At 72.9% G+C, this 24,350-nt stretch carries 24 protein-coding genes and 3 pseudogenes; 15 read left to right on the plus strand and 12 right to left on the minus strand.

Annotated elements, in window-relative coordinates; all coding sequences use genetic code 11:
* Window positions 1-70 precede the first annotated feature (70 nt).
* Window positions 71-2,581, minus strand: coding sequence for a Tex family protein (locus ABTY61_RS40120; RefSeq protein ID WP_350510176.1), 2,511 nt, complete (start codon window positions 2,579-2,581; stop codon window positions 71-73).
* Between the two features lie 167 nt (window positions 2,582-2,748).
* Between ABTY61_RS40120 and ABTY61_RS40125 the strand changes: the two genes are divergently transcribed.
* Both ABTY61_RS40125 and ABTY61_RS40130 read left to right on the plus strand, forming a co-directional pair.
* Window positions 2,749-3,141, plus strand: coding sequence for a PPOX class F420-dependent oxidoreductase (locus ABTY61_RS40125; RefSeq protein WP_350510177.1), 393 nt, complete (start codon window positions 2,749-2,751; stop codon window positions 3,139-3,141).
* 123 nt (window positions 3,142-3,264) lie between these two features.
* Complete coding sequence (locus ABTY61_RS40130) at window positions 3,265-4,164, plus strand: aminoglycoside phosphotransferase family protein (protein WP_350510178.1); 900 nt, start codon at window positions 3,265-3,267, stop codon at window positions 4,162-4,164.
* Between the two features lie 2 nt (window positions 4,165-4,166).
* On the opposite strand, the pseudogene ABTY61_RS40135 reads toward ABTY61_RS40130, so the two are convergent.
* Window positions 4,167-5,065, minus strand: a pseudogene (locus ABTY61_RS40135) (LysR family transcriptional regulator).
* A gap of 72 nt (window positions 5,066-5,137) precedes the next feature.
* Between ABTY61_RS40135 and ABTY61_RS40140 the strand changes: the two are divergent.
* From ABTY61_RS40140 to ABTY61_RS40165, 6 genes are all read left to right on the plus strand, one after another.
* A complete protein-coding gene (locus tag ABTY61_RS40140; RefSeq protein ID WP_350510179.1) occupies window positions 5,138-5,527 on the plus strand; it encodes a RidA family protein in 390 nt (129 codons plus the stop codon).
* Window positions 5,528-5,611: 84 nt separating this feature from the next.
* Complete coding sequence (locus ABTY61_RS40145; protein WP_350510180.1) at window positions 5,612-6,121, plus strand: DUF6232 family protein; 510 nt, start codon at window positions 5,612-5,614, stop codon at window positions 6,119-6,121.
* On the plus strand, window positions 6,118-6,441 hold the full coding sequence (locus tag ABTY61_RS40150) for a hypothetical protein (protein ID WP_350510181.1): 324 nt from the start codon (window positions 6,118-6,120) through the stop codon (window positions 6,439-6,441). Before ABTY61_RS40145 ends, ABTY61_RS40150 begins: the two co-directional genes overlap by 4 nt.
* A gap of 134 nt (window positions 6,442-6,575) precedes the next feature.
* On the plus strand, window positions 6,576-7,208 hold the full coding sequence (locus tag ABTY61_RS40155) for a TetR/AcrR family transcriptional regulator (RefSeq protein ID WP_350510182.1): 633 nt from the start codon (window positions 6,576-6,578) through the stop codon (window positions 7,206-7,208).
* A 22-nt stretch (window positions 7,209-7,230) separates the two neighbouring features.
* Window positions 7,231-7,965 (plus strand): tyrosine-protein phosphatase, encoded by a 735-nt coding sequence (locus tag ABTY61_RS40160; protein ID WP_350510183.1) that lies wholly within the window; start codon window positions 7,231-7,233, stop codon window positions 7,963-7,965.
* Between the two features lie 170 nt (window positions 7,966-8,135).
* Window positions 8,136-8,396 (plus strand): hypothetical protein, encoded by a 261-nt coding sequence (locus ABTY61_RS40165; RefSeq protein ID WP_350510184.1) that lies wholly within the window; start codon window positions 8,136-8,138, stop codon window positions 8,394-8,396.
* Window positions 8,397-8,487: 91 nt separating this feature from the next.
* On the opposite strand, the gene ABTY61_RS40170 is transcribed toward ABTY61_RS40165, so the two are convergent.
* Window positions 8,488-9,441, minus strand: a complete 954-nt coding sequence (locus ABTY61_RS40170) for a pentapeptide repeat-containing protein (RefSeq protein ID WP_350510185.1) — start codon at window positions 9,439-9,441, stop codon at window positions 8,488-8,490.
* A gap of 131 nt (window positions 9,442-9,572) precedes the next feature.
* Here ABTY61_RS40170 and ABTY61_RS40175 point away from each other — a divergent pair, with 131 nt between their 5' ends.
* The gene (locus ABTY61_RS40175; protein ID WP_350510186.1) at window positions 9,573-10,241 is read left to right on the plus strand and encodes a GNAT family N-acetyltransferase; all 669 of its coding nucleotides are present in this window, start codon (window positions 9,573-9,575) and stop codon (window positions 10,239-10,241) included.
* A gap of 21 nt (window positions 10,242-10,262) precedes the next feature.
* Here the strand turns inward: ABTY61_RS40175 and ABTY61_RS40180 are convergent, their stop codons facing one another.
* Entirely contained in the window at window positions 10,263-11,078 is an 816-nt protein-coding gene (locus ABTY61_RS40180) for an SGNH/GDSL hydrolase family protein (RefSeq protein WP_350510187.1), read from the minus strand.
* Window positions 11,079-11,361: 283 nt separating this feature from the next.
* Window positions 11,362-11,715, minus strand: a pseudogene (locus ABTY61_RS40185) (winged helix-turn-helix transcriptional regulator); the annotation flags it as partial.
* A 97-nt stretch (window positions 11,716-11,812) separates the two neighbouring features.
* Here ABTY61_RS40185 and ABTY61_RS40190 point away from each other — a divergent pair.
* Window positions 11,813-13,027: a pyridoxal phosphate-dependent aminotransferase gene (locus ABTY61_RS40190; RefSeq protein ID WP_350510188.1), complete on the plus strand. Its 1,215-nt coding sequence runs from the start codon at window positions 11,813-11,815 to the stop codon at window positions 13,025-13,027.
* A 19-nt stretch (window positions 13,028-13,046) separates the two neighbouring features.
* Window positions 13,047-13,379 carry a YnfA family protein gene (locus ABTY61_RS40195; RefSeq protein ID WP_350510189.1) on the plus strand — a complete coding sequence of 111 codons (333 nt, stop codon included), beginning with the start codon at window positions 13,047-13,049 and terminating at the stop codon, window positions 13,377-13,379.
* A gap of 66 nt (window positions 13,380-13,445) precedes the next feature.
* Here the strand turns inward: ABTY61_RS40195 and ABTY61_RS40200 are convergent, their stop codons facing one another.
* The 3 genes from ABTY61_RS40200 to ABTY61_RS40210 all read right to left on the minus strand — a co-directional run bounded on the left by ABTY61_RS40200 (window position 13,446) and on the right by ABTY61_RS40210 (window position 16,072).
* Complete coding sequence (locus ABTY61_RS40200; RefSeq protein WP_350510190.1) at window positions 13,446-15,113, minus strand: purple acid phosphatase family protein; 1,668 nt, start codon at window positions 15,111-15,113, stop codon at window positions 13,446-13,448.
* A gap of 147 nt (window positions 15,114-15,260) precedes the next feature.
* Window positions 15,261-15,515: a hypothetical protein gene (locus ABTY61_RS40205; RefSeq protein ID WP_350510191.1), complete on the minus strand. Its 255-nt coding sequence runs from the start codon at window positions 15,513-15,515 to the stop codon at window positions 15,261-15,263.
* A 140-nt stretch (window positions 15,516-15,655) separates the two neighbouring features.
* On the minus strand, window positions 15,656-16,072 hold the full coding sequence (locus ABTY61_RS40210) for a (2Fe-2S) ferredoxin domain-containing protein (RefSeq protein ID WP_350510192.1): 417 nt from the start codon (window positions 16,070-16,072) through the stop codon (window positions 15,656-15,658).
* Window positions 16,073-16,427: 355 nt separating this feature from the next.
* Between ABTY61_RS40210 and ABTY61_RS40215 the strand changes: the two genes are divergently transcribed.
* The gene (locus ABTY61_RS40215) at window positions 16,428-17,366 is read left to right on the plus strand and encodes an SGNH/GDSL hydrolase family protein (RefSeq protein WP_350510193.1); all 939 of its coding nucleotides are present in this window, start codon (window positions 16,428-16,430) and stop codon (window positions 17,364-17,366) included.
* A 103-nt stretch (window positions 17,367-17,469) separates the two neighbouring features.
* Here the strand turns inward: ABTY61_RS40215 and nicT are convergent, their stop codons facing one another.
* Window positions 17,470-18,615, minus strand: a complete 1,146-nt coding sequence (gene nicT / locus ABTY61_RS40220) for a Nickel transporter NicT (RefSeq protein WP_350510194.1) — start codon at window positions 18,613-18,615, stop codon at window positions 17,470-17,472.
* Between the two features lie 328 nt (window positions 18,616-18,943).
* On the opposite strand from nicT, the gene ABTY61_RS40225 reads away from it, so the two are divergent.
* Both ABTY61_RS40225 and ABTY61_RS40230 read left to right on the plus strand, forming a co-directional pair.
* A complete protein-coding gene (locus tag ABTY61_RS40225; protein WP_350510195.1) occupies window positions 18,944-20,803 on the plus strand; it encodes a CocE/NonD family hydrolase in 1,860 nt (619 codons plus the stop codon).
* 47 nt (window positions 20,804-20,850) lie between these two features.
* Complete coding sequence (locus ABTY61_RS40230; RefSeq protein ID WP_350510196.1) at window positions 20,851-21,546, plus strand: aspartate/glutamate racemase family protein; 696 nt, start codon at window positions 20,851-20,853, stop codon at window positions 21,544-21,546.
* Between the two features lie 201 nt (window positions 21,547-21,747).
* On the opposite strand, the gene ABTY61_RS40235 is transcribed toward ABTY61_RS40230, so the two are convergent.
* The gene (locus ABTY61_RS40235) at window positions 21,748-22,317 is read right to left on the minus strand and encodes a hypothetical protein (protein ID WP_350510197.1); all 570 of its coding nucleotides are present in this window, start codon (window positions 22,315-22,317) and stop codon (window positions 21,748-21,750) included.
* 136 nt (window positions 22,318-22,453) lie between these two features.
* Between ABTY61_RS40235 and ABTY61_RS40240 the strand changes: the two genes are divergently transcribed.
* Window positions 22,454-23,005 (plus strand): HAD domain-containing protein, encoded by a 552-nt coding sequence (locus ABTY61_RS40240; RefSeq protein WP_350510198.1) that lies wholly within the window; start codon window positions 22,454-22,456, stop codon window positions 23,003-23,005.
* A gap of 76 nt (window positions 23,006-23,081) precedes the next feature.
* Here ABTY61_RS40240 and ABTY61_RS40245 read toward each other — a convergent pair whose 3' ends face one another.
* On the minus strand, window positions 23,082-23,783 hold the full coding sequence (locus ABTY61_RS40245) for a DUF4328 domain-containing protein (RefSeq protein WP_350510199.1): 702 nt from the start codon (window positions 23,781-23,783) through the stop codon (window positions 23,082-23,084).
* A gap of 315 nt (window positions 23,784-24,098) precedes the next feature.
* Window positions 24,099-24,350 (minus strand): annotated as a pseudogene (locus tag ABTY61_RS40250) (SAM-dependent methyltransferase); the annotation flags it as partial.

A 24,350-nucleotide genomic window follows, 5' to 3' on the forward strand; every position in this document is an offset into this window, starting at 1 on the left:
GGCCGAACTGGCCCAGCTGATCGCGCTGATCGCCACCATCAACGCGTGGAACCGGATCGGCGCCCAGCGCTCAGCGGCGGCCGGAGCGCCGGTCCTTCGAGCCGCCGTCGCCGCCACCGCCGGTCAGGCCGGCCCGGCGCAGCGCGTCCGCCATGGCGCTGTTGGCGGGCACGCCGCCGCCGGAGCCGCCCCGGTCGCCGCCGCGGTCCCGGCGGTCCTGCCCGCCCCGGCCGCCGCCCTGACCGCCCTGACCGCCCTGGCCGCTGCCGCCGCCCTGGCCCGCACCCCGACGCTCCTGGCGCGGCGGACGGGCCTGCCGCTCGCCCCGGTCGCCACCGCGGTCGCCGCGGTCGCCGCCCCGGTCCCGGCCGACCTCGTCGTCCAGCCGCAGGGTCAGCCCGATCCGCTTGCGCGGCACGTCCACCGTGAGCACCCGGACCTTCACGATGTCGCCCGGCTTGACCACCTCGCGCGGGTCCTTGACGAAGTTCCTGGACAGCGCCGAGACGTGCACCAGGCCGTCCTGGTGGACGCCCACGTCGACGAAGGCGCCGAAGGCGGCCACATTGGTGACCACGCCCTCCAGCACCATGCCGACCTCCAGGTCGCCGATCTTGTCGACGCCCTCCTTGAACACCGCGGTGCGGAAGGCCGGGCGCGGGTCACGGCCCGGCTTGTCCAGCTCGCCGAGGATGTCGGTGACGGTCGGGACGCCGAAGGTCTCGTCGGCGAAGTCGGCCGGGCGCAGCGCCCGCAGCCGCTCCCCGTTGCCGATCAGCTCGCGCAGCTCCCCGCCGGTCGAGGCGAGGATCCGGCGCACCACCGGGTAGGCCTCGGGGTGCACACTGGAGGCGTCCAGCGGGTCCTCTCCACCGGGGATGCGCAGGAAGCCCGCGCACTGCTCGAAGGCCTTGGGGCCGAGCCGGGAGACGTCCTTGAGCTGCCGGCGGGTGCGGAACGGGCCGTTGGCGTCGCGGTGCGCCACGATGTTGTCGGCCAGCGTGGCGGTGATGCCGGAGACCCGGGTGAGCAGCGGTGCCGAGGCGGTGTTGACGTCCACGCCGACGGCGTTGACGCAGTCCTCGACCACGGCGTCCAGCGAGCGCGAGAGCTTCACCTCGCTCAGGTCGTGCTGGTACTGGCCGACGCCGATCGACTTGGGGTCGATCTTGACCAGCTCGGCCAGCGGGTCCTGGAGGCGGCGGGCGATCGACACCGCGCCGCGGATCGACACGTCGAGCTCCGGCAGTTCCTGCGAGGCGAAGGCGGAGGCCGAGTACACGGAGGCGCCGGCCTCGCTGACCATCGCCTTGGTGAGCCCCAGCTCCGGGTGGCGCTTGAGCAGGTCCTCGGCGAGCTTGTCGGTCTCCCGGGAGGCGGTGCCGTTGCCGATCGCCACCAAGTCGACGTCGTGCTTCTTCGCCAGCGCGGCCAGGGTGTTCAGCGCCGCGTCCCACTTGTTGGCGGGCTGGTGCGGGTAGATGGTCTCGTACGCGACCACCTTGCCGGTGGCGTCCACCACGGCGACCTTCACCCCGGTGCGGAAGCCCGGGTCCAGGCCCATGGTGGCGCGGGTGCCGGCCGGGGCGGCCAGCAGCAGGTCGCGCAGGTTCGCGGCGAAGACCCGCACCGCCTCGTCCTCGGCCTCGGCCCGCAGCCGGGACCGCAGGTCGATGCCGAGCCGCACCAGGATCCGGGTGCGCCAGGCCCAACGGACCGTGTCGCCGAGCCACTTGTCGGCCGGGCGGCCGCGGTCGGCGATGCCGAAGCGGGCGGCGATGCGCTGCTCGTAGTCGCTCTCGCCGGGCAGGTCGCCGTCGGACTCGCCGTCGTAGGGGGAGAGTTCGAGGTCCAGCACCTCCTCCTTCTCGCCGCGCAGCATCGCCAGGATGCGGTGCGAGGGGAGCTTGGTGTACGGCTCGGAGAAGTCGAAGTAGTCGGCGAACTTGGCGCCGTCGCCCTCCTTGCCGTCCCGGACCTTCGCGACCACCCGGCCGCGGGTCCACATCCGCTCGCGCAGCGAGCCGACCAGGTCGGCGTCCTCGCCGAAGCGCTCGACCAGGATCGCCCTGGCCCCCTCCAGCGCGGCGGCGCCGTCCGCCACCGACTCGTTCAGGTACTGCGCGGCGAGCGCGGCCGGGTCCTGCTCCGGGTCGGCGAGCAGGGTGTCGGCCAGCGGCTCCAGCCCGGCCTCCCGGGCGATCTGCGCCTTGGTGCGCCGCTTGGGCTTGAACGGCAGGTAGATGTCCTCCAGCCGCGCCTTGGAGTCGGCGGCCAGCACCTGGGCGCGCAAGGCGTCGTCCAGCTTGCCCTGGGAGTCGATCGACTCCAGGACGGCCGCCCGGCGCTCCTCCAGTTCCCGCAGGTAGCGCAGCCGCTCCTCCAGGGTGCGCAGTTGGGCGTCGTCCAGCGAGCCGGTGACCTCCTTGCGGTAGCGGGCCACGAACGGCACGGTCGCGCCGCCGTCGAGCAACTCGACCGCGGACGTCACCTGCCCCTCGCGAACGCCCAGTTCCTCGGCGATCTTGCGCTCGATCGCCTGCTGGGCCTGCCGGGCCGCCTGTTCGACTGGCGTGGTCACGAAGCCGGTCACCTTCTCCTTCAGTGCTTTCGCCGTACGCCCTGCATTCTGGCAGGTGCCGGTGGCGGCGCACGGCCGCACCCGGGGCGGCGGGCGTGGCGTGCGCCCCGCCCCGGCCCCAAGCGGACTCCAGCGGGACCCAGTTGCGGGTTCCTAGGGTGGCGGGCATGGACACCCTGGACTCCGCGGCCGGGCTGGAGCGGCTGGCCGCCGCCAAGTACCTGCTGGTCACCACCCACCGGAGGAACGGCACCCCGGTGGCCACCCCGGTCTGGGCCGCCCGGGACGGCGACGCCCTGGTCTTCACCACCGTGACGCGCACCGGCAAGGTCAAGCGGCTGCGGCACCGCTCGGACGTGCTGGTCGGGCCGAGCGACATCCGCGGCAACCCGCTGGGGCCGCAGGTGGCGGCCACCGCCGTGCTCGACCCGGAGCGGACCGCCCGCTACCGGAAGCTGCTGCGCCGCAAGTACGGACTGCTGTGCGCGGTGGCGCTGGCCGGGAACGTGCTGCGGTACGGCCGGGGCGGCACCATCGGGGTGCGGGTCACCCCGGTGTGAGGCCGTCCTCGTCCCGCTCGCGCCGCTCGTCCCGCTCGCGCCGCTCGTCCCGCTCGTCCCGCCGGCACGGGCAGTTCGCCGATCCTGCTGAAGGGCGGCGATCTGCGCTGTACGCTGCCGGGCATGTGCGCTGCCGCCCGGATGCACCCCGCTGAACCGGTCGTCGACGCGGCCCTGGTACGGCGGTTGATCTCCGCCCAGTTCCCGCAGTGGGTGGGCCTTCCGGTCACGCCTGTCGGGTCCGCCGGGACGGACAACGCCATGTTCCGGCTCGGGCCCGAACTCGCCGTCCGGCTGCCCCGGGTGGAGTGGGCGGCCGGGGACGTCCGGCGCGAGCACCAGTGGCTGCCCCGGCTGGCGCCGCGGTTGCCGCTGCCCGTCCCCGCCCCGCTGGCCGTCGGCCGACCCGCCGCGGGCTACCCCTGGCAGTGGTCGGTGCTGCGCTGGCAGGACGGCGTCCACCCGCCGGTCGGCGTGCTCGCGGCGCCCGAAGCCCTCGCCCGCGACCTGGCCGGCTTCGTCAACGCCCTGCGCGCCCTCAACCCGGCCGGTGCCCCGGCCGGCCACCGCAGCGTGCCGCTCGCCTCCCGGGACGGCTCCACCCGCGCGGCCATCGCCCAACTGACCGGCGCGGTCGACACCGCGGCCGCGACCGCCCTGTGGGACAAGGCGCTGCGCCTGCCCGAGTACGCCGGGCCGCCGCTCTGGATGCACGGCGACCTCACCCCCGGCAATCTGCTGCTCGACAGAGCCGGCCGGCTCACCGCCGTCATCGACTTCGCCCTGATGGGCGTCGGCGACCCCACCGCCGACCTGATGCCCGCCTGGAACCTGCTGCCCGCCTCCGCCCGCCCCGCCTTCCGCACCGCCCTGGGCGCCGACGACGCCATGTGGGCCCGCGGTCGCGCCTTGGCCTTCTCCATCGCCCTGGTGACGATCCCGTACTACCGCCACACCGACCCGGCCCGCACCGCCAACGCCCGCCACGTCCTGCGCGAGGTGCTCGCCGACCGCGGCGTCTGAGCTCAGCGGTCCTGCCCGACGATCGCCAGCAGGTGGTGCACCAGCGGGCTCCGGTCGTCGGCGCGCCAGGCGGCGGCGACCAGGGTGCGGGCGGTGCCGGGGTCGAGCCGGCGGAAGGCGACACCGTGCAGCCGGATCCGCCGGATGCCCGCCGGGGCCAGTGAGACGCCCAGGCCCGCCCCGACCAGGGCGCACCCGTCTGCCACTCCACCGCGTGCTGCCCGATCCTCGGGGTGAAGCCCGCGTCGGCGCACAGGCCGGTGATCCGGTCGTACAGCTGCGGCCCCTCCTCCCGGGGCAGCAGCACAAAAGGCTCCTGCGCCAACTGCGCCGGCCGGACGGCCCGTTCGGCGGCGAGCGGATGGCCGGCCGGGAGCACCGCGACGAAGGACTCGCTGCACACCGTGCGGAACCGCAGCCCCGGTTCGTCCGCGGGCGGCTCGCGCAGCAGGCCGACGTCGATGCCGCGGTCGTGCAGGGCGGCGAGCTGGGGTGCGCTGGTCATCTCCCGGACGTCCAGCCGCACGCCCGGGTGGCGCTCCCGGAAGGTGCGCAGCAGGCCCGGCAGAACGGTCAGGGCGAGCGAAGCGGAGAAGCCGATCCGCAGCCGGCCCGCCTCGCCGCCGCCGACGGCGCGGGCGGCCGCCAGCCCGTCCGCCAGGTCGGCCAGGACCCGGCGCGCGGCGGGCAGCAGCTCCCGCCCGGCCGGGGTGAGGGTGACGCCGCCGGGCTCGCGCCGGAACAGCGGGTGGCCGACCTTCTCCTCCAGCCGGCGGATCTGCTGGCTCAGCGGCGGCTGGGCGATGCCGAGGCGGGCGGCGGCCCGGCCGAAGTGCAGTTCCTCGGCGAGCACGGCGAAGGCGTGCAGCTGCGGGAGGGGGAGTTCGGGGCGGGGCTCCATACCTCCAGGGATATCAGATCGGCGCGGTACGGGTATTGGACGTATCCCCGCAGGCCACCTAGCGTTCGGCCGGTGACAGAGCGACGCGCGATCCTCAGCGGTTCCACCTTCGAGGAACAGATCGGCTACGCCCGCGCCGTGGTGGACGGCGACTGGGTGCACGTGTCCGGGACGACCGGGTTCGACTACACCACCATGACCATCTCCCCGGACGTGGTGGAGCAGGCCGAGCAGTGCCTGCGCAACATCGCGGCCGCGCTGGCCGAGGCGGGCTCCGGCTTCGCCGATGTGGTGCGGGTGCGCTACCTGCTGCCCGAGCGCGCGGACTTCGAGCCCTGCTGGCCGGTGCTGCGCCGCTGCTTCGGCGAGGTCCGACCGGCCGCGACGATGCAGGTGTGCGGCCTGGCCGACCCGCGGATGCGGATCGAGATCGAGGTGACCGCCCGCCGTCCGGCCGGGTGACGGACACCTGACCAACCACCAGGGCCTCGGCGGTCCGCCGCCGTTGCTATGGTTCTCCCCGCACGAGCAGCAGGGGGAGCGGACTTGGCACGGAACGTGATCGACGTCAGCGTGAGCCGGCGGGTGCTGTGGATCGGCGGGGACGCGTACCCGCTCCAGCACATCGCCCGGGCACGGCAGTTGGTGTGGTGGCCGCCCAAGCGTTCGCGGACGATCATCAGGTTCGTCCGGCAGGCGATCGGACTGCTGAGCGCGGTCGTCCTCCTCAGTTCGTTCACCCGCCAAGGGGCCGACGCGACGCAGGCCGCCCTTCCGAGCGTGCTGCTGCTGGCCGGCCTGGCGTTCTTCAGCTACCGGCTCGTCGTCAAGCTGCGGCAGAAGCCGGTGTACAAGCTGGTCATCGAGACCTCGAACGCCGCGACCACCGCCGTGACGAGCCACAACTCCCAGCAGATCGGCAACCTGATCCAGATGATCATGGAGGCGATCGACAACCCCCAGGCGGAGTTCGCCTTCCAGGTCGAGAACCTCCACATCGGCGACAAGATCACCCAGTACGGCGACAACAACACCGGAAAGCGGGTCGGACTGTGAGCAACTCCTTCCACTTCGGCGACTCGGTCACCCAGCACGGTGACCACAACATCGGCATCGTCAAGAACCAGGGCCCGGTCGACCCGCAGGCCGCGCTGCGCGAACTCGTCACCGCCGTCCAGCGGTTGCGCGACCAGGTGCCCGCCGAGGACCGCGAGGTCCTGGACGAGTCACTGGAGGCCATCGGCGACGGCTCCGAGGCCTCGCCGTCCGCCCTGCGGCGGGCGCTGCGCAACATCTCGGGGGTGGCCTCGCTGGTGCGGGCGGGCGCGCCGGTGGTGGAGTCGGTCCGCCGGATCCTGGACTCGCTCAGCAGCTGATATTCGTACCGGGTCAGAAAACTGCCCCGGTCAACCCGGACTGCTAGCCTGGCCGCCATGAGCGAGCGAAGCGAGCGAATCAGTGGAAGGCGCGCGTTCCGCTCAGCGGCCGCCGAGCACAGCGAGGTGGGCGCATGAGCGGACTGCGGGAGCGCAAGAAGGAACGGACGCGGCGGGCCATCTCCGAGGCGGCCATCGCGCTCTTCCTGGAGCGCGGCTTCGACCAGGTCTCGGTGGCGGAGGTCGCCGCCGCCGCCGAGGTCTCCAAGCCCACCCTGTTCAGCTACTTCGCGAGCAAGGAGGACCTGGTCGTCCACCGCTTCGCCGACCACCAGGACCAGGCGGCGGACGTGGTCCGGGGCCGGGCCGCGGACGAGAGCGCGCTCGACGCCCTGCGCCGGGACTTCCTGGCCGGCCTCGACCGGCGCGACCCGGTCACCGGCCTCAACGAGCACCCCCAGGTGCTGGCCTTCACCGCCCTCGTGCAGGGCACCCCCAGCCTGGCCGCCCGGGTCGGCGCGTACGTGGCCCGGGCCGAGCAGTCCCTCGCCGAGGCGCTGCGCGAGGATCCCGACCTCGCCCCGCCGCACGAGCTCACCGCCCCGCTGCTCGCCGCCCAGGTCACCGCCACCCTGCGGGTCCTCGCCCTGCACAACTGGCGCCGCCTCCAGGAGGGCGCCCGCACCGCCGACGAGCTCCACCCCGAGGCCGTCGCCGACGCCGACCGCGCCTTCGACCTGCTCACCCGGGGGTACGCCGGCGCCTGACGCCGTGCTTGGATTGCCGCCCATGACGACCCGCCACATCGCGTTCGACGCCCTGCACAACTTCCGTGACCTGGGCGGCTATCCGGCCGCCGACGGACGGACCGTCCGCTGGGGCCTGCTCTACCGCTCCGACTCGCTCGGCAAGCTCTCCTCCCCGGCCGATCTGGAGCGGCTCGAGGCCCTCGGCGTCCGGACCGTGATCGACCTGCGCTACGACTGGGAGATCGCCGCCAAGGGCCGGGTGCCCGACTTCCCCGGCCTCGACTTCCGCAACCACTCGATCGAGCACCGCCCGTACGACCAGGCCGCGATCGACCCGGACCTCGACCCCTGGCGCTACCTGGCCGACCGCTTCGCCGAGGTCGCCGAGGACGGGGTGAAGGAGATCCGCCAGACCCTGGACGCGATCACCGATGCCGAGGCCCCGGTGGTCTTCCACTGCATGTCCGGCAAGGACCGCACCGGCCTGATCGCCGCCCTGGTGCTCACCCTGCTCGGCGTCTCCGAGGACGACATCGCCGCCGACTTCGCCCTCACCGAGCGCGCCACCCCGCACCTGGTCGCCGACTGGCACGCCGCCCACCCCGGCGAGACGCTCCGCTGGCCCGGTTACGGCCGCGCCCCGGAGGCCGTCATCCGCCTCACCCTCGCCGACCTCGCCGCCCGCTACGGCTCCGTCGAGGCCTACCTCACCGGCACCCTCGGCATCGAGCGCGCCCGGATCGACGCCCTGCGCGAGCGGCTGCTCACGGACTGAGCCGTAGTCAGCTCAGATATCCTCTGACGGTTCGTCAACGGACTGGAATGGCTGGGAAGTTCACTCCGTTTGAGATTGACGCAATCATGCCATGCGTCATTGCTCCGGCTATTCCGCGGTGCCAGGATCGGGCCACTGTCCATACGAACCAACAGGAGAATCCCATGCGGATGCGCAGCATTCTGCCCGTCGCCCTGCTGACCGCGGCCGGCCTGTTCGCCGGCGTCAACACCGCCTCGGCGGCCGGGGGTTACCCCGGCTTCCAGTGCTTCAAGACCGCCGACCGGGACGTGTACTGCAGCGACGCCCAGGTCAAGAACCACGACGGGGGCGCCGCCTGGATCAAGACCTGCCCGGCGGACGTCGTGAAGAACCTGAAGGGCAAGCCGTACATCGAGTCGACCCGCCCCAAGGGCGCGCACAGCTGTTGATCGGCTGATCAGCGCCCGACGGAGCCCGCCCGGCTGTTCCCTGCCGGGCGGGCTCCGTCGTCATGGCCGCCGGGGCGGCGGGGCCGCGGGACTACCGCCGCCGGGGCCGACCCGAACCGCCACCGCCGCGCGGCTGGCCCGAACCGCCCCCGCCCCCGCCCCCGCCACGCGGCTTGCGCGCGGCCGCCGCAGCCGCGGCCGGGGCGGTCTCGGGCCAGTGGGCGGGGCGGCCGAGGGCGGCCGGGAGGCGGGTGGTGGCGTCACCACGGGCGGCATTGAGCTGGGCCTGGGTGAGGAACAGGGCGGTGCTGAGGTCGGCGCCGGCCAGGTTGGCGTCCCGCAGGTCCGCGCCGATGAGGTCGGCGAGGCGCAGGTCGGCGCCGGAGAGGTCGGCAGCGACCAGGAGGGCGCCGCGCAGGTTGGCGCCCTGGAGGTCCGCACCGCGCAGCCGGGCGCCGAAGAGGTCGGCGCCGCGGTGTTCGCGGCGGCGCGGGACGGCGGCCCGGACGAGTTCACCGGCCCGCAGCAGGAGCTCGCTGACCCGCCGGCGGTGGGCCGCGACGTCGACGGCGAGGATCTCCTCGGGGGTGCCGCCGGCAAGGCGGTCGGTCTCCTCCAGGGCCTGCCGCAGTTCGGCGTGGACGGGGCGGGCGGGAGCGAAGGTGAGCGCCTCGGTGAGGTACCAGAGCAGTTCGTGGAGCTGCCGGACGATCGGGAAGACGTCGAACATCGGCTTGGCGCTCGCGGGCTCCTCCCGCCAGCCGACCCCGCCGAAGGTGACCTGGGAGACCCGCTGGCCGGCGCCGAAGCAGTCGTAGACGGTGCAGCCCTGGAAGCCGCTGTCGCGGAGCCGGGCGTGGATGCCGCAGGTGAAGTCCGTCTGCAGGTTGCGGCACGGGGTGCCGGCGGGCTTGTCGACGGCGAAGTCGGCGCCGGCCGCGAAGGGCAGGGCGGCGCAGCAGAGCCCGAAGCAGCTGCCGCAGTCGGAGCGGAGCGGGGTCGGCGCGGCCGCCGTGGGGTCCTGCGGCGGCTCGGTCTCGCTCACGTCCGGGGTCCTTCCAACAGCTGGGCGCCGGTCAGGCGCGTCGAACCCCCGAAATCCTACTAGGCAGACCCACCCCCATGCCCGTAAGGTATGAATTGGCCTAGGGACTATTACTCACGGGGGATCCGCGCATGTCACAGCCGAACGTCACCGACCTGGTCCGGATGTGGATCAGCGGCTGGACCGTCTCCCGGGGCGCCGCCGACCCGGTGGAGCAGCCCTGGGGCTGGAGCATCGACGTCGGCTCACCGACCGGCGAGGTGGGACGGCACGTGCTGCCCGAGCCGACCGAGGCCGAGGTCCGCAAGCTCGCCGAGGGGATCACCGCGCCGACCACCTGGCTGAAGCTGTTCGCCGAGGACGCCACCGTGCGTCCCTGGCTGGGCCCGCGGTGGCGGCTGCACCGGCCGGGCTACCTGATGACCGTGCCGCTCGCCCCCGAGCGGCCCGCCCTCCCGGCCGACTACACCCTGACCACCTGGACCAGGGGCGGCGTGCTGCGCGCCCTGGTGCGCACCGCGGACGGGCACCTCGCCGCCCGTGGCCAGGCGGGCCTGGCCGGCGCGGTGGCCGTGCCGGACCAGATCGCGACCGCCCCCGAGCACCGCCGCCGGGGCCTGGGCTCGGTGGTGATGCGGGCCCTGCAGTCCGGCGCGTACGAGAGCGGCGCCCGCACCGGTGTGCTGGTCGGCACGGCGGACGGCCAGGCCCTCTACCGGGCCCTCGGCTGGACCACCCACGCCCCGATGGCGAGCCTGGTCCTGGAGCCGGAGCAGCCCGGGCCGGACCGGGTCGGCTGAAGCCGGTCGGGCTCCTCGGACTCAGCGGTACGGCAGCAGTTCCGGCCGCTTCGGCGGCCGGCCGTCGCCGGAGGAGCGGCCGGTGAGGCGACGGCCGATCCAGGGCCCGAGGTGGGTGCCCAGCCAGCGGGCGTCGGAGCGCAGCTTCTCGGCGCGGCCGGGCGGGGCGGCGGCGGGCAGCGGGGCGCGCCAGTCGAAGGCGGCGGGGCGGCCGAGCGCCTCCAGTACGCCTTCGGCGACCCGCCGGTGGCCCTCGGGCGAGAGGTGCAGCCGGTCCTCGGCCCAGAGCCGGCGGTCGTCGAAGCAGGGCGCGGAGAAGAGGTCGACGACGGCGAAGCCGTCCTGCTGCCCGAGCTCCTGGACGAAGCCCTTCATCCGCAGGATGGCGGGCAGCAGTCGGGCGCTGCCGGCCATCCGCCGGGTGGGGTCGGTGCTGGTGAACAGGACGACGGTCGCGCCGGTGGCGCGCAGGTCGGCGGCGCAGCGGCCGAGCAGGCGCTCGACCCGGTCGATGTCGCAGCCGGGGCGCAGCACGTCGTTGAGGCCGCCGGCCAGGGTGACGAGGTCGGCGCCCATCGCGGCGGCGGCGGGGAGCTGCTCGTCGTGGATCTGGCCGATGAGCTTGCCGCGGACGGCGAGGTTGGCATACCGGAAGTCGGCGGCCGGAGCCGTCCCGGCGGTCTCGGCGGTCCCGGCGGCTTCGGCGGCCAGGGCGGCGGCGACCCGGTCGGCCCAGCCCCGGTAGTGGCCGTCGGGATGGAGTTCGTCGCACATGCCCTCGGTGAAGGAGTCCCCGACGGCGACGTAGCTGGTGTAGCTGCGGCTGGTGGTGGGCACGGGCTGCCTCCGCTCTCCTGGCTCTCCTGAGATGACTCCGCTGAAATGGCTCCGCGATCCGACGATCGTACGTGTGCGCTTACCAACCAGTTCGCGGGGGCCCGGCCGCTCATTCGGCGTCCACTCTTCGTCTATCGCCCCGCGCCATCCTGGGGACACGGGGCGGCGGCCGGCGACGGGGGCCTTGCCGCCGCCCCTTCACCCTGCCGCCCCTTCACCCCGCCGCACCGGGCCCGCGAGGCGTTCAGCCCGCGGCGGTCTCGCCCGGAGCCGTCGCCGGGGTGAACCAGTGCTCGCGCACCGCGTCGGTGGGCCGCTGTTCGCCCAGGGCGCCCAGCCCCCACTCCCCCAGGGCCTCGATCACCGGCCGCAGTCCGCGGCCCCGCTCGGTCAGCTCGTAGACCGTCGCGCTGGCCGGCCGTTCCAGTCGTCGCCGTTCCGCGAGCCCTTCGCCCTCCAGCTGCTTGAGCCGGGCGGCCAGGATGTCGGTGGAGACGCCGGGCAGGTCGGCGTGGAGGTCGGTGTACCGGCGCGGGCCGCGCAGGAGTTCACGGACGATCAGGAGGCTCCAGCGCTCCCCCACCGCGTCCAGGGCGCGGGCGACGGCGCAGTACTGGTCGTAGCTTCGGCGTGACATGTGGATCAGCATAGCCAAAAGGTTGGACTTTCCAAGTGCCAACTTGGTAGAACAAAGCGGAAGCAGCGGAGCGGTGGTGACGGTCGGGAGGCCACAGATGGAGTTTCGGCAGTCGAGCAAGCTGAACGGCGTGTGCTACGAGATCCGGGGCCCGGTGGTCGACCAGGCCAACGCCCTGGAGGAGGCCGGGCACAGCGTGCTGCGGCTGAACACCGGCAACCCGGCGCCGTTCGGCTTCGAGGCGCCCGAGGAGATCATCCAGGACATCATCCGCAACCTGCCCTCGGCGCACGGCTACAGCGACTCGCGCGGCATCCTGCCGGCCCGCCGCGCCGTGGTGCAGTACTACCAGCAGCGCGGGGTCCAGGGCGTCGGCGTCGACGACGTCTACCTCGGCAACGGCGCCTCCGAGCTGATCCAGATGGCGATCACCGCACTGGTCGACGACGGCGACGAGGTGCTCGTCCCGATGCCGGACTACCCGCTGTGGACGGCGTCCGTCCGGCTGGCCGGCGGCAAGGCCGTGCACTACCTGTGCGACGAAGGGGCCGAGTGGTACCCGGACCTGGACGACATCGCCGCCAAGATCACCGCCCGCACCAAGGCGATCGTCGTCATCAACCCCAACAACCCCACCGGCGCGGTCTACCCGAAGGAACTGCTGGAGGACATCCTCGACCTGGCCCGCCGGCACCAGCTGATGGTCCTGGCCGACGAGATCTACGACAAGATCCTCTACGACGGCACCGAGCACCACTGCCTGGCCGCGCTCGCCGACGACGTGCTCACCCTCACCTTCAACGGCCTCTCCAAGGCCTACCGGGTGGCCGGCTTCCGCAGCGGCTGGCTGGTCGTCTCCGGCCCCAAGCAGCACGCCACCGACTACCTGGAGGGCCTGACCATGCTCTCCGGCATGCGGCTGTGCCCCAACGTGCCCGCGCAGTACGCCGTCCAGGCCGCGCTCGGCGGCCACCAGTCCATCAACGACCTCGTCCTGCCCGGCGGCCGGCTCACCGAGCAGCGAGACATCGCGGTCAAGGCGCTCAACGAGATCCCCGGGGTCAGCTGCGTCAAGCCCAAGGGCGCGCTGTACGCCTTCGCCCGGCTCGACCCGGCCGTGCACCGGATCGTCGACGACGAGCGGTTCGTGCTGGACCTGCTGCTGCGCGAGAAGATCCACGTCGTCCAGGGCACCGGCTTCAACTGGCCCCGCCCGGACCACTTCCGCTTCGTCACCCTGCCGCGCGCCGACGACCTGGAGACGGCGATCAACCGGATCGGGCGCTTCCTGGCCACGTACAAGCAGGTCTGAGCGCCTACGATCCACATCCATGACCGTCCTGCGCTCCATCGCCCTGTTCGCCCTCGCCGCGCTCGCCGAGATCGGCGGCTGCTGGCTGGTCTGGCAGAGCGTACGGGAGCAACGGCCGTGGTGGCTGGCCGGGCTGGGCGTGCTGCTGCTCGGCGCGTACGGCTTCGTCGCGGCGCTGCAGCCGAACGCCGACTTCGGCCGGGTGCTGGCCGCGTACGGCGGGGTGTTCGTGGCCGGCTCGCTGCTGTGGGGCGTGGCCGTGGACGGCTTCCGGCCGACCCGCTACGACGTCCTGGGCGCGCTGATCTGCCTGGCCGGGGTCGGCGTGATCATGTACGGGCCCCGGCGCTGAGGCCACGGACCCCGGCGCCGAGGCCTTCGCTCCTCAACACCGGGGCCCGACGAGGCGGTTCGGGGACTACCAGCCCCAGCCGCCGCCCTGGCCGTCGTCGTCGCCGCTGGAGTCCCAGCCCTCGCCGACCTTGCGCAGGATCGTGTAGTTGTCGATCTGCGTGCCGTTCTCGGCCAGCGCGGTGACCTTCATGACCGACTTCTGGCCCAGGTGGGCCGGGGTGACGTCGACCTTGATGAAGGAGTAGCCGGTGTAGCGGACCCGCGACCACTGGATGGTCTCGGGGGTCTTCACCCGGCCCTTGCTCCAGTAGTAGGTCAGGACCTCGTCCTGGTGGTTCTCGTGCCCCTCGTAGGTGTCCGGCACGTCGAACTTGTACAGGCTGCGGCCGGCCGCGCCCGCCGTCACGTAGACCACGCCGTCCTTGGCCGGCTCGATGGTGGCGCCGCTCGGCACCTGCTTCGAGACCTTGTTGCCGAGGATGGCGTCGGTGCGCTCGTAGATGTGGTTGTGGCCGTTGATGACCAGGTCCACCCGGTACTTCTCGAACAGCGGCACCCAGGCCTCGCGGACGCCGCCCTCGGAGGCGTGGGCGACGGTGGTGGAGAAGGCGCAGTGGTGGAAGAAGACCACGACGAAGTCGACGGTCTCGTCGCCGCGCAGGTCCTTGAGGGTGCGCTCCAGCCACTTGGTCTGCTTGTTCGCCGAGACGCCCAGGTTGGCCGGGATCTCGTAGGAGACGTCGTTGGCGTCCAGCGAGATGACGCCGACGTTCTTGTAGCGGAAGGTGTAGACGCCGGGGACCTTGCGCGGGTCCGGGCCGTTGTCCGGCAGGAAGAAGCGGGCGTTCTCGCCGCCGTAGCCGTTCGGCGAGTACCAGGCCTCGATGTCGTGGTTGCCGTACGCGACCATCCACGGGATGTCGGCGGCGACCGTCTCGGTCTGGACCAGGAAGTCGTCCCAGGTCTTCGCGTTGAAGACGGACTTGTCCGGGTCGGTGCCGGAGCCGGCCGGGTCGGCGTAGCAGATGTCGCCGGCGTGCAGGTGGAAGGCCGGCTTCTGGGCCTTGATGATGTTGTCGTTGCCGGCCGCGTGGGCGCTGACGCCCTGGTCGCCGAAGGCGGTGAAGGTGAACGGCTCGTACACCTTGCCCCAGCGGTGATCGCGGGAGGGCGCGGTGCGGAAGGTATGCAGGGTGGAGATCTGCTGCTGCGAGGCCGGGTCGAAGCCCTCGTGGCCGACGCCGTAGTAGTAGGTGGTGTCGGGCTGGAGGTCCTCCAGCGCCACGTGCAGGTAGTACTGGTCCACCGGCTGGCTGTTCGGGGTCAGCGCCGGGGTGTGCAGGGCGCGGACCTCGGCCTGGATCTTGTGGCTCAGCTCCCACGGGTGCTTGCCGAAGCGCAGGAACGGCTTCTTGACCGGCGCCGGGACCTGCCAGGAGATGCGGAACTGGGTGTCCGGCTCGGCGCCGAACTGGAGGTGACGCCCGATCGGCGCGACCAGCGCGCCGTCGATACCGGCCGTCGTGGCACCCGTCAGCAGCTGCGGGCCGGCCGGGGCGGCGAAGGCCGGGGCACTGCCCAGTGCACCACCGACGGCGACGGCGCCCACGGTCACCGCGCCGGCGCGCAGCATCCGGCGGCGGGAGAAGCGGGCCCGCAGGTACTCGTGCTGCTCGGCCATGCTCATGCGGTCGGCAAGCTTGGCCGGCACGCCCATGTTGGGGATATCCATGCGCGGACTCTCCCAGTGGATCATGGACCGCATGCGGACTCCCGGTGAACGAGTGTCAGCGCGTCACCGAACAGGAACGGCGATGTTCGACCATGTCCAGGTGAAGATCACGTCCGTGTCCATGTCCGCACCCACGCCGGAGCGGTGTCAGGAGGACGGTTCGTCCCAGAGGTTGGCGGACCGGTTGCCGGTGCCGTCGCAGGTGCGGCAGATCTCGTCCCGGTACGCCTGCTTGGCGCCCGTCGCGTCCACCCGGTAGCGCACGTACACCCCGGTGCCGTCGCAGAGGAAGCAGTTGCCGCCCCCGCCGCCCACCTCGGTGGTGCCGGTGCCCTGGCAGGTACGGCAGTTGAGGCCGGCGGTCCGGCCGGTGCCCGCGCAGATGCGGCAGACCGTCGTCATCGTCTTCCTCCCTTGCGCGGAACCGCTCGATGCCACCGGCCATGGTAGTGGCCCGGCTCCGGAGCCGCGCCGGGCCGCCGATCTGACGATCCGTCAGCATTCCCGTCAGCGTTCCCGTCAGCATTCCGCGGTGCCCGCGGTCACTCCGGCAGGCCCTCGCGGACCCGACGGGAGACCGAGATCAGCTGGAGGTCGAGCAGCCCGGGCGGATCGGCGAGGCCGGGGCCGCCCGCCCGCACCCAGGCGGCTATGTCGTCGATCATCTCGTCCATCAGCACGAAGCCGAGCCAGACCGGACGCCCGCCCGCCGCCCGCCCCTCGCCGGACGGGCCGACCACCACCACGTTCGACTGGCTGCACACGTCCAGGCACTTGACCGCCCGGACCCGGCCCGCCGGGCCGACCGCCGCGCGCAGCCGCTCGTACTGCCCCGCGTGGTCCACCCCCGGGTGCTTCGCCTCGGTGCCGCAGCAGCAGCCCCGGCAGACGGTCACGGTCACCGGGGACCCGGAGCCCCGCTTGCCGTCGCGGTCGCGGTCACGGTCTCGGCGGCTCATCCGCGCTGGTCCCCCTCCTGGTCGGCGGCCCTGTTCGGCGGCACGCCCTGCACCGGAACTGTACCTGTCAGCCCCGGACCCCCAGCAGGGCGCCCGGGGGCGGTCCACGGCGGACGGGGTCGCGGCCGACCACGCCTCGGAATGAACCGAATTCCTCCCCCGCACGTATCGGAGTTCATTTCGAAACGCGGTGGAGCGGAATTCGAAATGTCACCCAGTGCCATCTGACGGAATTTCGGAAATTCCGCCGTAACCTATGGACGCCCACGAAACCTGGAAGTAACTTACCTGCGAGTAGCTGTGGCCCGGCTCGGCACGACCCCCACCCGTCGTTTCTCTCCCCCCAGGAGGAACCGTGCTCCGCCCTGCCCGGAATTCCCGGCGACTCCGCAATTCCAGCGCCCTCGCGACCGTCGCCGTCGGCGCCGCCCTCGCGCTCGCCTCCACCACCGCCCAGGCGGCCACCCCCACCCCGAAGCACTACGTGGCCCTCGGCGACTCCTACGCCGCCGGCGCCGGCGTGCCCGGCCAGTCGGCCGGCCTGTGCCTGCGCTCCGACCACAACTACGGCCACCTGGTCGCCGCCTCGCTCAAGGCGGGCGCGTACACCGACGTCACCTGCGCGGCCGCCAAGGTCAAGGCCATGACGCAGCCCCAGTACGACGCCTTCATCCGGGTCAACGACCCCCAACTGGACTCGGTGACCGCCGACACCGACCTGGTCACCCTCGGGATCGGCGGCAACGACCTCGCGACCAGCGACCTCGGCCTCGGCGAACTCGTCGCCACCTGCGTCGCCGGCGCGGTCGTCAACCCGCTCGGCACGCCCTGCAAGGACGTCTACCACCACGGCTACTGGGACTGGAACACCTGGTCCTGGCAGTACGGCAACGACGACCTCGCCCAGCGGATCACCACCACCATCGCCCCGCAGATCGCCACCACCCTGCGGCAGATCCACGCCAAGGCCCCCAAGGCCCGGGTGCTGCTGGTCGGTTACCCGTCCGTGCTGCCCGCCGACGGCTCGACCTGCGTGCTGCGCCAGCCGGTGACCCCGGGCGACGTCGAGTACATGTACGGCGTGCTCAACAAGCTGAACGCCGCCCTCAAGTCCACCGCGGCCGCCAACGGCGCGACCTACGTGGACACCGCGACGCCGACCCGCGGGCACGACGTCTGCTCGGACGACCGCTGGATCGAGGGCGCCCTGCCCGGCTCGCCCGCCGTGCCGTTCCACCCGAACGCGACCGGCGAGCAGGTGATGGCGGACGCGGTGCTCGCCGCGCTGAAGTAGCCGCCCCGCGCCGGGAGTTCCCGCCCGGGAAAGCCCCGAGGGGCCGGTGACCGGACCGGCGGTTGCCAGCGGTCACCAGCCCCTCGGTTCGTCCTCGGACGCCTTACTCCGACTCGGCGGTGGCGGTGGCGGAGGCCGCCGCCAGCCCCGCCGACCACTTCTCCTCGACCTTGCCGAACTTCCAGAACGCGATCGCCCCGGCCCAGGTCAGCACGAACAGGCCGACGATCGCGTAGCCGACGAAGTTGAGGTCCAGCCCGCCGATCCAGGCGATCGGCCCGCTGGTGATGTCCAGCTTCTCGCCGAGCAGGCCGATCAGCTCGACCAGGCCGATGACCAGCGCGACCAGCACCGACAGGCCGGTGACGGTCAGGTTGTAGTAGATCTTGCGGACCGGCTTGGAGAACGCCCACTCGTAGGCGAAGTTCATGAACGAGCCGTCGATGGTGTCCAGCAGGCTCATCCCGGCGGCGAACAGGATCGGCAGCGTCAGCAGCGCGTACCAGGGCAGCGAGAAGGCCGCCGCGCCGCCGGCCAGCACCAGCAGCGACACCTCGGTGGCGGTGTCGAAGCCCAGCCCGAACAGCAGGCCCACCGGGTACATGTGCCAGGGCTTGGTGACCGCCCGGGTGACCTTGCCGAGGATCCGGTTCATCAGCCCGCGCCGCTCCAACTGGCGCTCCAGCTCGGCCTCGTCGTACTCGCCGACGCGCATCCGGCGGAACACCTTGAGGATGCCGTTGAAGGCGCCCAGGTTGATCAGGCCGAGCAGCAGCAGGAACGTGCCGGAGACCGTGGTGCCGATCAGGCCGGTCGTCCTGTGCAGGGTCGAGTCGTCCGTCTGGACCTGGTCGGCGAGCGTGCGGATGCCGAAGGCCAGCAGCGCGCAGAGGCCGAAGACGATCGAGGAGTGCCCCAGCGAGAACCAGAAGCCGACCGACAGCGGCCGCTTGCCCTGGCCCATCAGCTTGCGGGTGGTGTTGTCGATCGCCGCGATGTGGTCCGCGTCGAAGGCGTGCCGCATCCCGAGGGTGTAGGCGGTCAGGCCCATGCCCGCGCCGAAGACCTGGCCGCCGACGTCGTAGTGCTCGGGCGCGACCAGCGCGAGCAGGGTGAACCAGCCGATGACGTGCAGCGCGAGGATGAAGCCGCCCATCCCGGCCAGCCGGATCCACTCCTCGCGGGTGAGCCGGTCGCGCCATCTGACAGGCGGGGCACCTGCCGGGGCACCGGCGGCATCGCTGGACATCCTGGGGTCCTCTCGGGTCGTACGGGCTCCGGTCGTACCGGCGGAAGCTGGGCCATCTTTCCCCCCTCGGGCGAGCAGTTGCAAGTCATGTGCAAATGCCGGACGACAGCGAACCGATCCACGGCGGCGCAGGTGGGGGCGTGCGGCACCAGGGCGCACTCCCCCGGCCCGTCACCACAGCGGGCCCGGCCCGTCACCATCGCGGGCTTTCATCAGGAAATCGGCCGGTTCCTCCCCTAGGGTCGGAATGCCGACGCCCGCGGCGCGATCCCCGAACGCGCCGCGGGCCGCTCGGCGCTCACCGGCCCGGTACCCGATGGGAGCGGCCATGCCGTCGTACCCCTTCCACACCACCCGCGAGGACCTCCGCATCCCGCTGCCCGACGGCACGGAACTCGCCGCCCGGCTCTGGCGCCCGGTCAGCGACGAGCCCGTCCCCGTCCTGCTGGAGTACTCGGCCGACCGCCTCAGCGACCGCACCGCCGCCGAGGACGCCCGCCGCCACCCCTGGTACGCGGGCCACGGCTACGCCGCCGTCCGGGTCGACACCCGCGGCCACGGCAACTCCGGCGGCCTGCCCGGCGAACCCGGCGACGAACAGGAGCTCGCCGACGGCGCCGCCGCCGTCGACTGGCTCGCCCGCCGCCCCTGGTCCAGCGGCCGGGTCGGCCTGCTCGGCGTCGGCGCGGCCGGCACCACCGCGCTGCGCCTCGCCGCCCGGGTGCCCGACACCGTCGGCGCGGCCGTCACCGCCTGCCCCGAAGGCGGCCACCGGCTCGGCGGCGCCGTCCTCGCCGCCGACCTCCACACCCGGCTCACCGCCCTGGTCGCCGACGCCGCCCTCCCCCCGGACCCGCGCCACCTCGGCGACGCCTGGCGGCCCGGCTGGCTCGCCCGGCTCGAATCGCTGGAACCCCCCGTCGACGCCTGGCTCGCCGCCGGGGACACCACCGTGCCGGTCTCCGTGCCGGTCCTCGCCGTGGCCGGCTGGGGCGACCCGTCCTGCTCCTTCGTGCTGCGCCTGCTCGCCGAATCCCCCACCGCGCGCGCCCTGCTCGGCCCCTGGCCGCACGGCCTGCCCGAGGCCGCCCTGCCCGAGACCCTGCGCTGGTGGGACCACTGGCTGCGCGGCGTCGACACCGGCGCCGTCAGGGAACCCGCCCTGCGCAGCTGGATCAGCACCCGCTGGACCGCCGAGGACGTCTGGCCCTCCCCCGACGTCCGGGAGATCCACTACGACCTCGACGGCCAGCTGCGCACCGCCGGCACCGCCTCCGAGGACCGGTACGTCCACGTCCGCTCCCCCCAGCACACCGGCCTCAACGCCGGCGCGTACGTCCCGCACGGCCGGCCCGCCGACCAGCCGCCGGACCAGCGCGAGGAGGACGGCCGCTCGGTCTGCTTCGACTCCCAGCCGCTGCCCGACCCCGTCGAACTGCTCGGCGCGCCGACCGCCCGGCTGCGGCTGCGCTCCGACGGCGGACCCGCCCAGGTGGTGGCCCGGCTGTGCGCGGTCGGCCCCGACGGCACCTCCGTGCTGCTCACCCGCGGCGTGCTGACCGCCACCGGGCCGGACGCCGAGGTCGAGCTCGCCGCCTGCGCGGCCACCGTCCCGGCCGGGCACCGGCTGCGGCTCGCGCTCTCCTCCGTCTACTGGCCCTGGGTGTGGCCGAGCGCCGACGACACCGGGTACGCCCTCGACCCGTCCCGCTCCACCCTCGGCCTGCCCGTCCGCCACCTCGCCGCGGACACGGGCGCCGCACCCGTCACCTTCGAGGCACCCTCGCTGCCCGACCCGCTCGACATCCACCTCACCGAACCGCTCACCGCCCGGCCCGAACACGTCACCGTGCACGACATCGGCCGCCACGAATGGCGCACCGAACTCTCCCCCGCCACCGACGGCACCCGCACCCACCCCGATGGCCTGGTCCGCGACGAGCACACCGTCACCGCCTACCGCATCCTCAGCGGCGCGCCGCTCAGCGCCCAGGCCCGCACCGACCGCACCGTACGGCTGGAGCGGCCGGACATCGGCTGGGACGTCACCGTGCAGACCCGCGCCCAACTGCGCTGCGACGCCGGGCACTTCCTGAGTGTGGTGCAGCTGCGGGCGCTGGAGGCGGGGTCGGTGGTGTTCACCCGGGAGTGGCAGCACCGGGTGCCTCGGGAGAGCCGCCTAAAGTAATCCTTATACAATTGCCACACTTGCCACTTCTGGCTTATAACTAACCCATGAAGACCCTCGGCCTCATCGGCGGCATGAGCTGGGAATCCACCGCCGAGTACTACCGCACCCTCAACGAACTCACCCGCGACCGCCTCGGCGGCCTCCACTCCGCCCGACTCGTCCTCTACTCCGTCGACTTCGCCGACATCGAACGCCTCCAGGCGGCCGGGCGGTGGGACGAGGCCGGCGCAGTCCTCGCCGACGCCGCCCGCGCCCTCGAGGCAGCGGGCGCCGAACTCCTGCTGATCTGCACCAACACCATGCACAAGGTCGCCGACCAGGTCGCGGCCGCGGTGTCCGTCCCCCTGCTCCACCTCGCCGACGCCACCGCCGCCGCCGTCCGGACGGCCGGCCTGCGGAGGGTCGGGCTGCTGGGGACGGCGTTCACCATGGAACAGGACTTCTACCGCGGCCGGTTGGCCGTCGGCGGCCTGGACGTCCTCACCCCCGGGGCCGACTCCCGCGCCCTGGTCCACCGGGTGATCTACGAGGAGCTGTGCCTCGGCATCGTCCGCGAGGAATCCCGCGCCGCCTACCGCCGGATCATCGCCGACCTGGCCGCGGCCGGCGCCGAGGGCATCATCCTCGGCTGCACCGAGATCGAACTCCTCGTCCACCCCGAAGACAGCCCCGTCCCCCTCTTCCCCACCGCCCGTCTGCACGCAGAGGCCGCCGTCACAGCCGCCCTCGCCGACGGGTGAACCGCCCGAGGAGGCGCGAACCCTCCCTACCGGAAGAGGAGGTGACCCCGCTCGACCCGCCCGGCTGGAGCCCGGCCGGCGCGATCACCGGCCTGCACCGTCCGGACCGACGGCTGCGGCGGCATGTGACCGACGGCACGTGCTGCGCCGCCACTCGCTGACCTGGCAGAAGCCCTGAGACCTCCGGCCCGCCCGGGCCGGTCAGCGCTGGGCGATCGCTGCGGCCAGCAGCATCGCGATGGGGAGGGGCGCCATGGCGATGAGGAGGAGGCCGAGCATCCAGGCTCCGGAGACGTACCACCGGGTCGGCTTGAGGCCCAGGAGTGCCTTGGCCCACGGTGAGATGTAGCCCGCGCCGTGGCGGCGCACCGCGTCGGCGATGAGGTGGGTGTGCTCGTCGGCGACGGTGAGGATCACCCACCCTCCGGAGCGGTCGGACAGGGAGACCAGGGTCGCCGAGCCGGCCCTCGACATCACCTCCCAGGCACGCACCGTCCTGAGTTCCGTCAGGTCGACTTCCCGCGCGCCCGACCAGGTGCGAGCCCGGACGATACCGCCGGCCACCCGCCAACCCTTCCGCCGGGCGGTGCCCGCGTCCATCAGGAGCGCGGGGCCGATCACGGCCACCAGTCCGGGCGCGATCAGCGCCTCCGAGCGGGCGAAGGCCGGCCCGACCACCAGCGGCGGCACGACGACCGCCAGCAGAAGCACGACCCAGCCGACCGCGAAGAACACGCGCCGTCTTCGGACGGCGTCGATCGAAGTACTCACCGCGCCAACGTAGACCCGCCAACACCTCCGGCGCCATGGCCCGTTGCCACCACCCGCCCGCCGCCCCCGGAGGAAAACGCGTTGGGCCGCCGCCGACCCGCCCGGTAGCGTGCGATGACGATCGAGGAGGTGCGGGATGGTGCGGCCGATGCTGCTGCTGGACGTGGACGGGCCGTTGAACCCCGATGCCGCGAAGCCGCACCGGCGGCCGGAGGGCTACCGGACCCACCGGCTGATGACCCCGCGCTGGGAGGCTGCCGAGCGGCGGCGGCTCGCGTGGTGGGGCACGCCCCACAAGGCGCCGAAGCCGCTGCGGGTGTGGCTCAACCCGGAGCACGGGCCGGCGCTGGCCGCGCTGCCCTTCGACCTGGTGTGGGCGACGACCTGGGAGGAGGAGGCCAACTCCTTCATCGGGCCCGTCCTGGGCTTGCCCGAACTGCCGTACATCGCCTGGTCCGACCCCCGGCCGGAGCCGGAGGGCGGGGTGTTCTGGAAGACTCCGGAGATCGTCGACTGGGCACGGGGCCGCCCCTTCGCCTGGGTCGACGACAACATCACGGACGCGGACCGCGCCTGGGTCCGGGTCCACCACGACGGCCCGGCGCTGCTCCACCGCGTGGACCCGAGGGTCGGCCTGACGGCGGACGACTTCGCGCAGCTCGCGGCCTGGGCGGGCTCGCCGGCCTGACGACGTCGGAAGAAGCGCGCAGGAAGTCGGCCGGGCCGAATTCCTGCGCATTTCGGGGAGCGGGACGCTGCGGGGTTCAGCTCCCGACGGCCGAGGCGTGCACCCCGTACGCCGTGGCCGCGCGCTCGGCGAAACGTTCCTCCTGCATGGCCGTCACCTTGCGCACCACCAGGACGGCGAGGACGGCGGCGACCACTTCGAGCACATCGGAGGCGATGACCCAGAGGAGGCCCTGCTGGTATTCGTCCGGGTAGTGCGCCCCATCGGTCGACTGGGTACCGATCCGGTTCGTGAGCTTGGCCAGCCAGAAGCTGATCCACCAGAAGTTGAGCAGCGTCTCCGAAAGCGGCGGCCGCACCCCGGACGCGTCCGGCCGGACGCCGGCCTGCCAGATGTCGCCGACGATCTGCCGGGGGAACCAGAACTGGACCACCGGGGTGAACCAGCCGCCGATCGCCCAGCCGCGCGCACGCTGGTGCCCGTGCGGGTACAGCACCTCGGCGTTGACCCGTGCCCGGTAGAACCAGGTGAGGAAGGCGGCCGCAGAGCCCGCCAGGGTCAGGAGGTACATCAGGTTCGCAGCCAGGTAGAGCCCGTACGCGGAGCTGAACGCGCTCTCATCGCCGAACTCGACGTCGACCGGGAGGTCACCGGCCGCCCCGTACAGGAGGAAGTCGGTGACGAGGCGGAACAGGACGACCGCGCCGCACACGACGAGCAGGACGGTGGCGGCGGTGGCGGTCGCTCTCGGCGACCGGTACACGGCGGGCGATGGCATGGGTGAAGGGCTCCAGGTCCGGACCAAAGGTGACGGTGCGCCACTGTAGGGCCCCGCCTCTTCGTGCACTAGCTGTTTTCGCGGCCAGTATGGCGACGGGCTCTGACAGACCGGGGGAATCCCGGGGGGCGGTGCGGATCGAGCAGGGCGTTGGGCGTCGGCGCTCTGTCGGGGAACGGACGGGCAGTCAGGATCAGCCTGCACCCAAGCCCCGGCCGCACGGTGAGCACCAGTCGGAAGAGCCGGCCGGCGATGGTGCGTCACGATAGGAAGTCGGCCGGGCCGACTTCCTGTGCGGGCGACCTCAGCTGACGATCAGACCGGCCGGTGGGCGATGGCGGCGAACATTGTCACCGAGAGGTGGAAGGCGCGCTGCTCGGCGGCGGTGGTGAGTTCGGCGTACAGGTCGTCGCGCTGCTCCTCGGTGAGCAGCCCGCGGGCGACGGCTGACGTGGTGAGGCCGCGGACCAGAGGCCAGCGGACGCTGCCGGGTTCGTGCAGCAGGACGTCGGCGCCGACGTGGTCGACGGTCAGGCCCGCTGCCGAGAGCCAGCCCGTCAGGCGGCG

The sequence above is a fragment of the Kitasatospora sp. NPDC096128 genome (genome assembly GCF_040303105.1).
GTDB lineage: Bacteria > Actinomycetota > Actinomycetes > Streptomycetales > Streptomycetaceae > Kitasatospora.

Coding starts and splice junctions, on each gene's coding strand:
- ABTY61_RS40125 (WP_350510177.1), top strand. CDS start 2,749: ATGGACACCCTGGACTCCGCGGCCGGGCTGGAGCGGCTGGCCGCCGCC.
- ABTY61_RS40130 (WP_350510178.1), top strand. CDS start 3,265: ATGTGCGCTGCCGCCCGGATGCACCCCGCTGAACCGGTCGTCGACGCG.
- ABTY61_RS40155 (WP_350510182.1), top strand. CDS start 6,576: ATGAGCGGACTGCGGGAGCGCAAGAAGGAACGGACGCGGCGGGCCATC.
- ABTY61_RS40160 (WP_350510183.1), top strand. CDS start 7,231: ATGACGACCCGCCACATCGCGTTCGACGCCCTGCACAACTTCCGTGAC.
- ABTY61_RS40165 (WP_350510184.1), top strand. CDS start 8,136: ATGCGCAGCATTCTGCCCGTCGCCCTGCTGACCGCGGCCGGCCTGTTC.
- ABTY61_RS40175 (WP_350510186.1), top strand. CDS start 9,573: ATGTCACAGCCGAACGTCACCGACCTGGTCCGGATGTGGATCAGCGGC.
- ABTY61_RS40190 (WP_350510188.1), top strand. CDS start 11,813: ATGGAGTTTCGGCAGTCGAGCAAGCTGAACGGCGTGTGCTACGAGATC.
- ABTY61_RS40195 (WP_350510189.1), top strand. CDS start 13,047: ATGACCGTCCTGCGCTCCATCGCCCTGTTCGCCCTCGCCGCGCTCGCC.
- ABTY61_RS40200 (WP_350510190.1), bottom strand. CDS start 15,113: ATGGATATCCCCAACATGGGCGTGCCGGCCAAGCTTGCCGACCGCATG.
- ABTY61_RS40205 (WP_350510191.1), bottom strand. CDS start 15,515: ATGACGACGGTCTGCCGCATCTGCGCGGGCACCGGCCGGACCGCCGGC.
- ABTY61_RS40210 (WP_350510192.1), bottom strand. CDS start 16,072: ATGAGCCGCCGAGACCGTGACCGCGACCGCGACGGCAAGCGGGGCTCC.
- nicT (WP_350510194.1), bottom strand. CDS start 18,615: ATGTCCAGCGATGCCGCCGGTGCCCCGGCAGGTGCCCCGCCTGTCAGA.
- ABTY61_RS40225 (WP_350510195.1), top strand. CDS start 18,944: ATGCCGTCGTACCCCTTCCACACCACCCGCGAGGACCTCCGCATCCCG.
- ABTY61_RS40230 (WP_350510196.1), top strand. CDS start 20,851: ATGAAGACCCTCGGCCTCATCGGCGGCATGAGCTGGGAATCCACCGCC.
- ABTY61_RS40240 (WP_350510198.1), top strand. CDS start 22,454: ATGGTGCGGCCGATGCTGCTGCTGGACGTGGACGGGCCGTTGAACCCC.
- ABTY61_RS40245 (WP_350510199.1), bottom strand. CDS start 23,783: ATGCCATCGCCCGCCGTGTACCGGTCGCCGAGAGCGACCGCCACCGCC.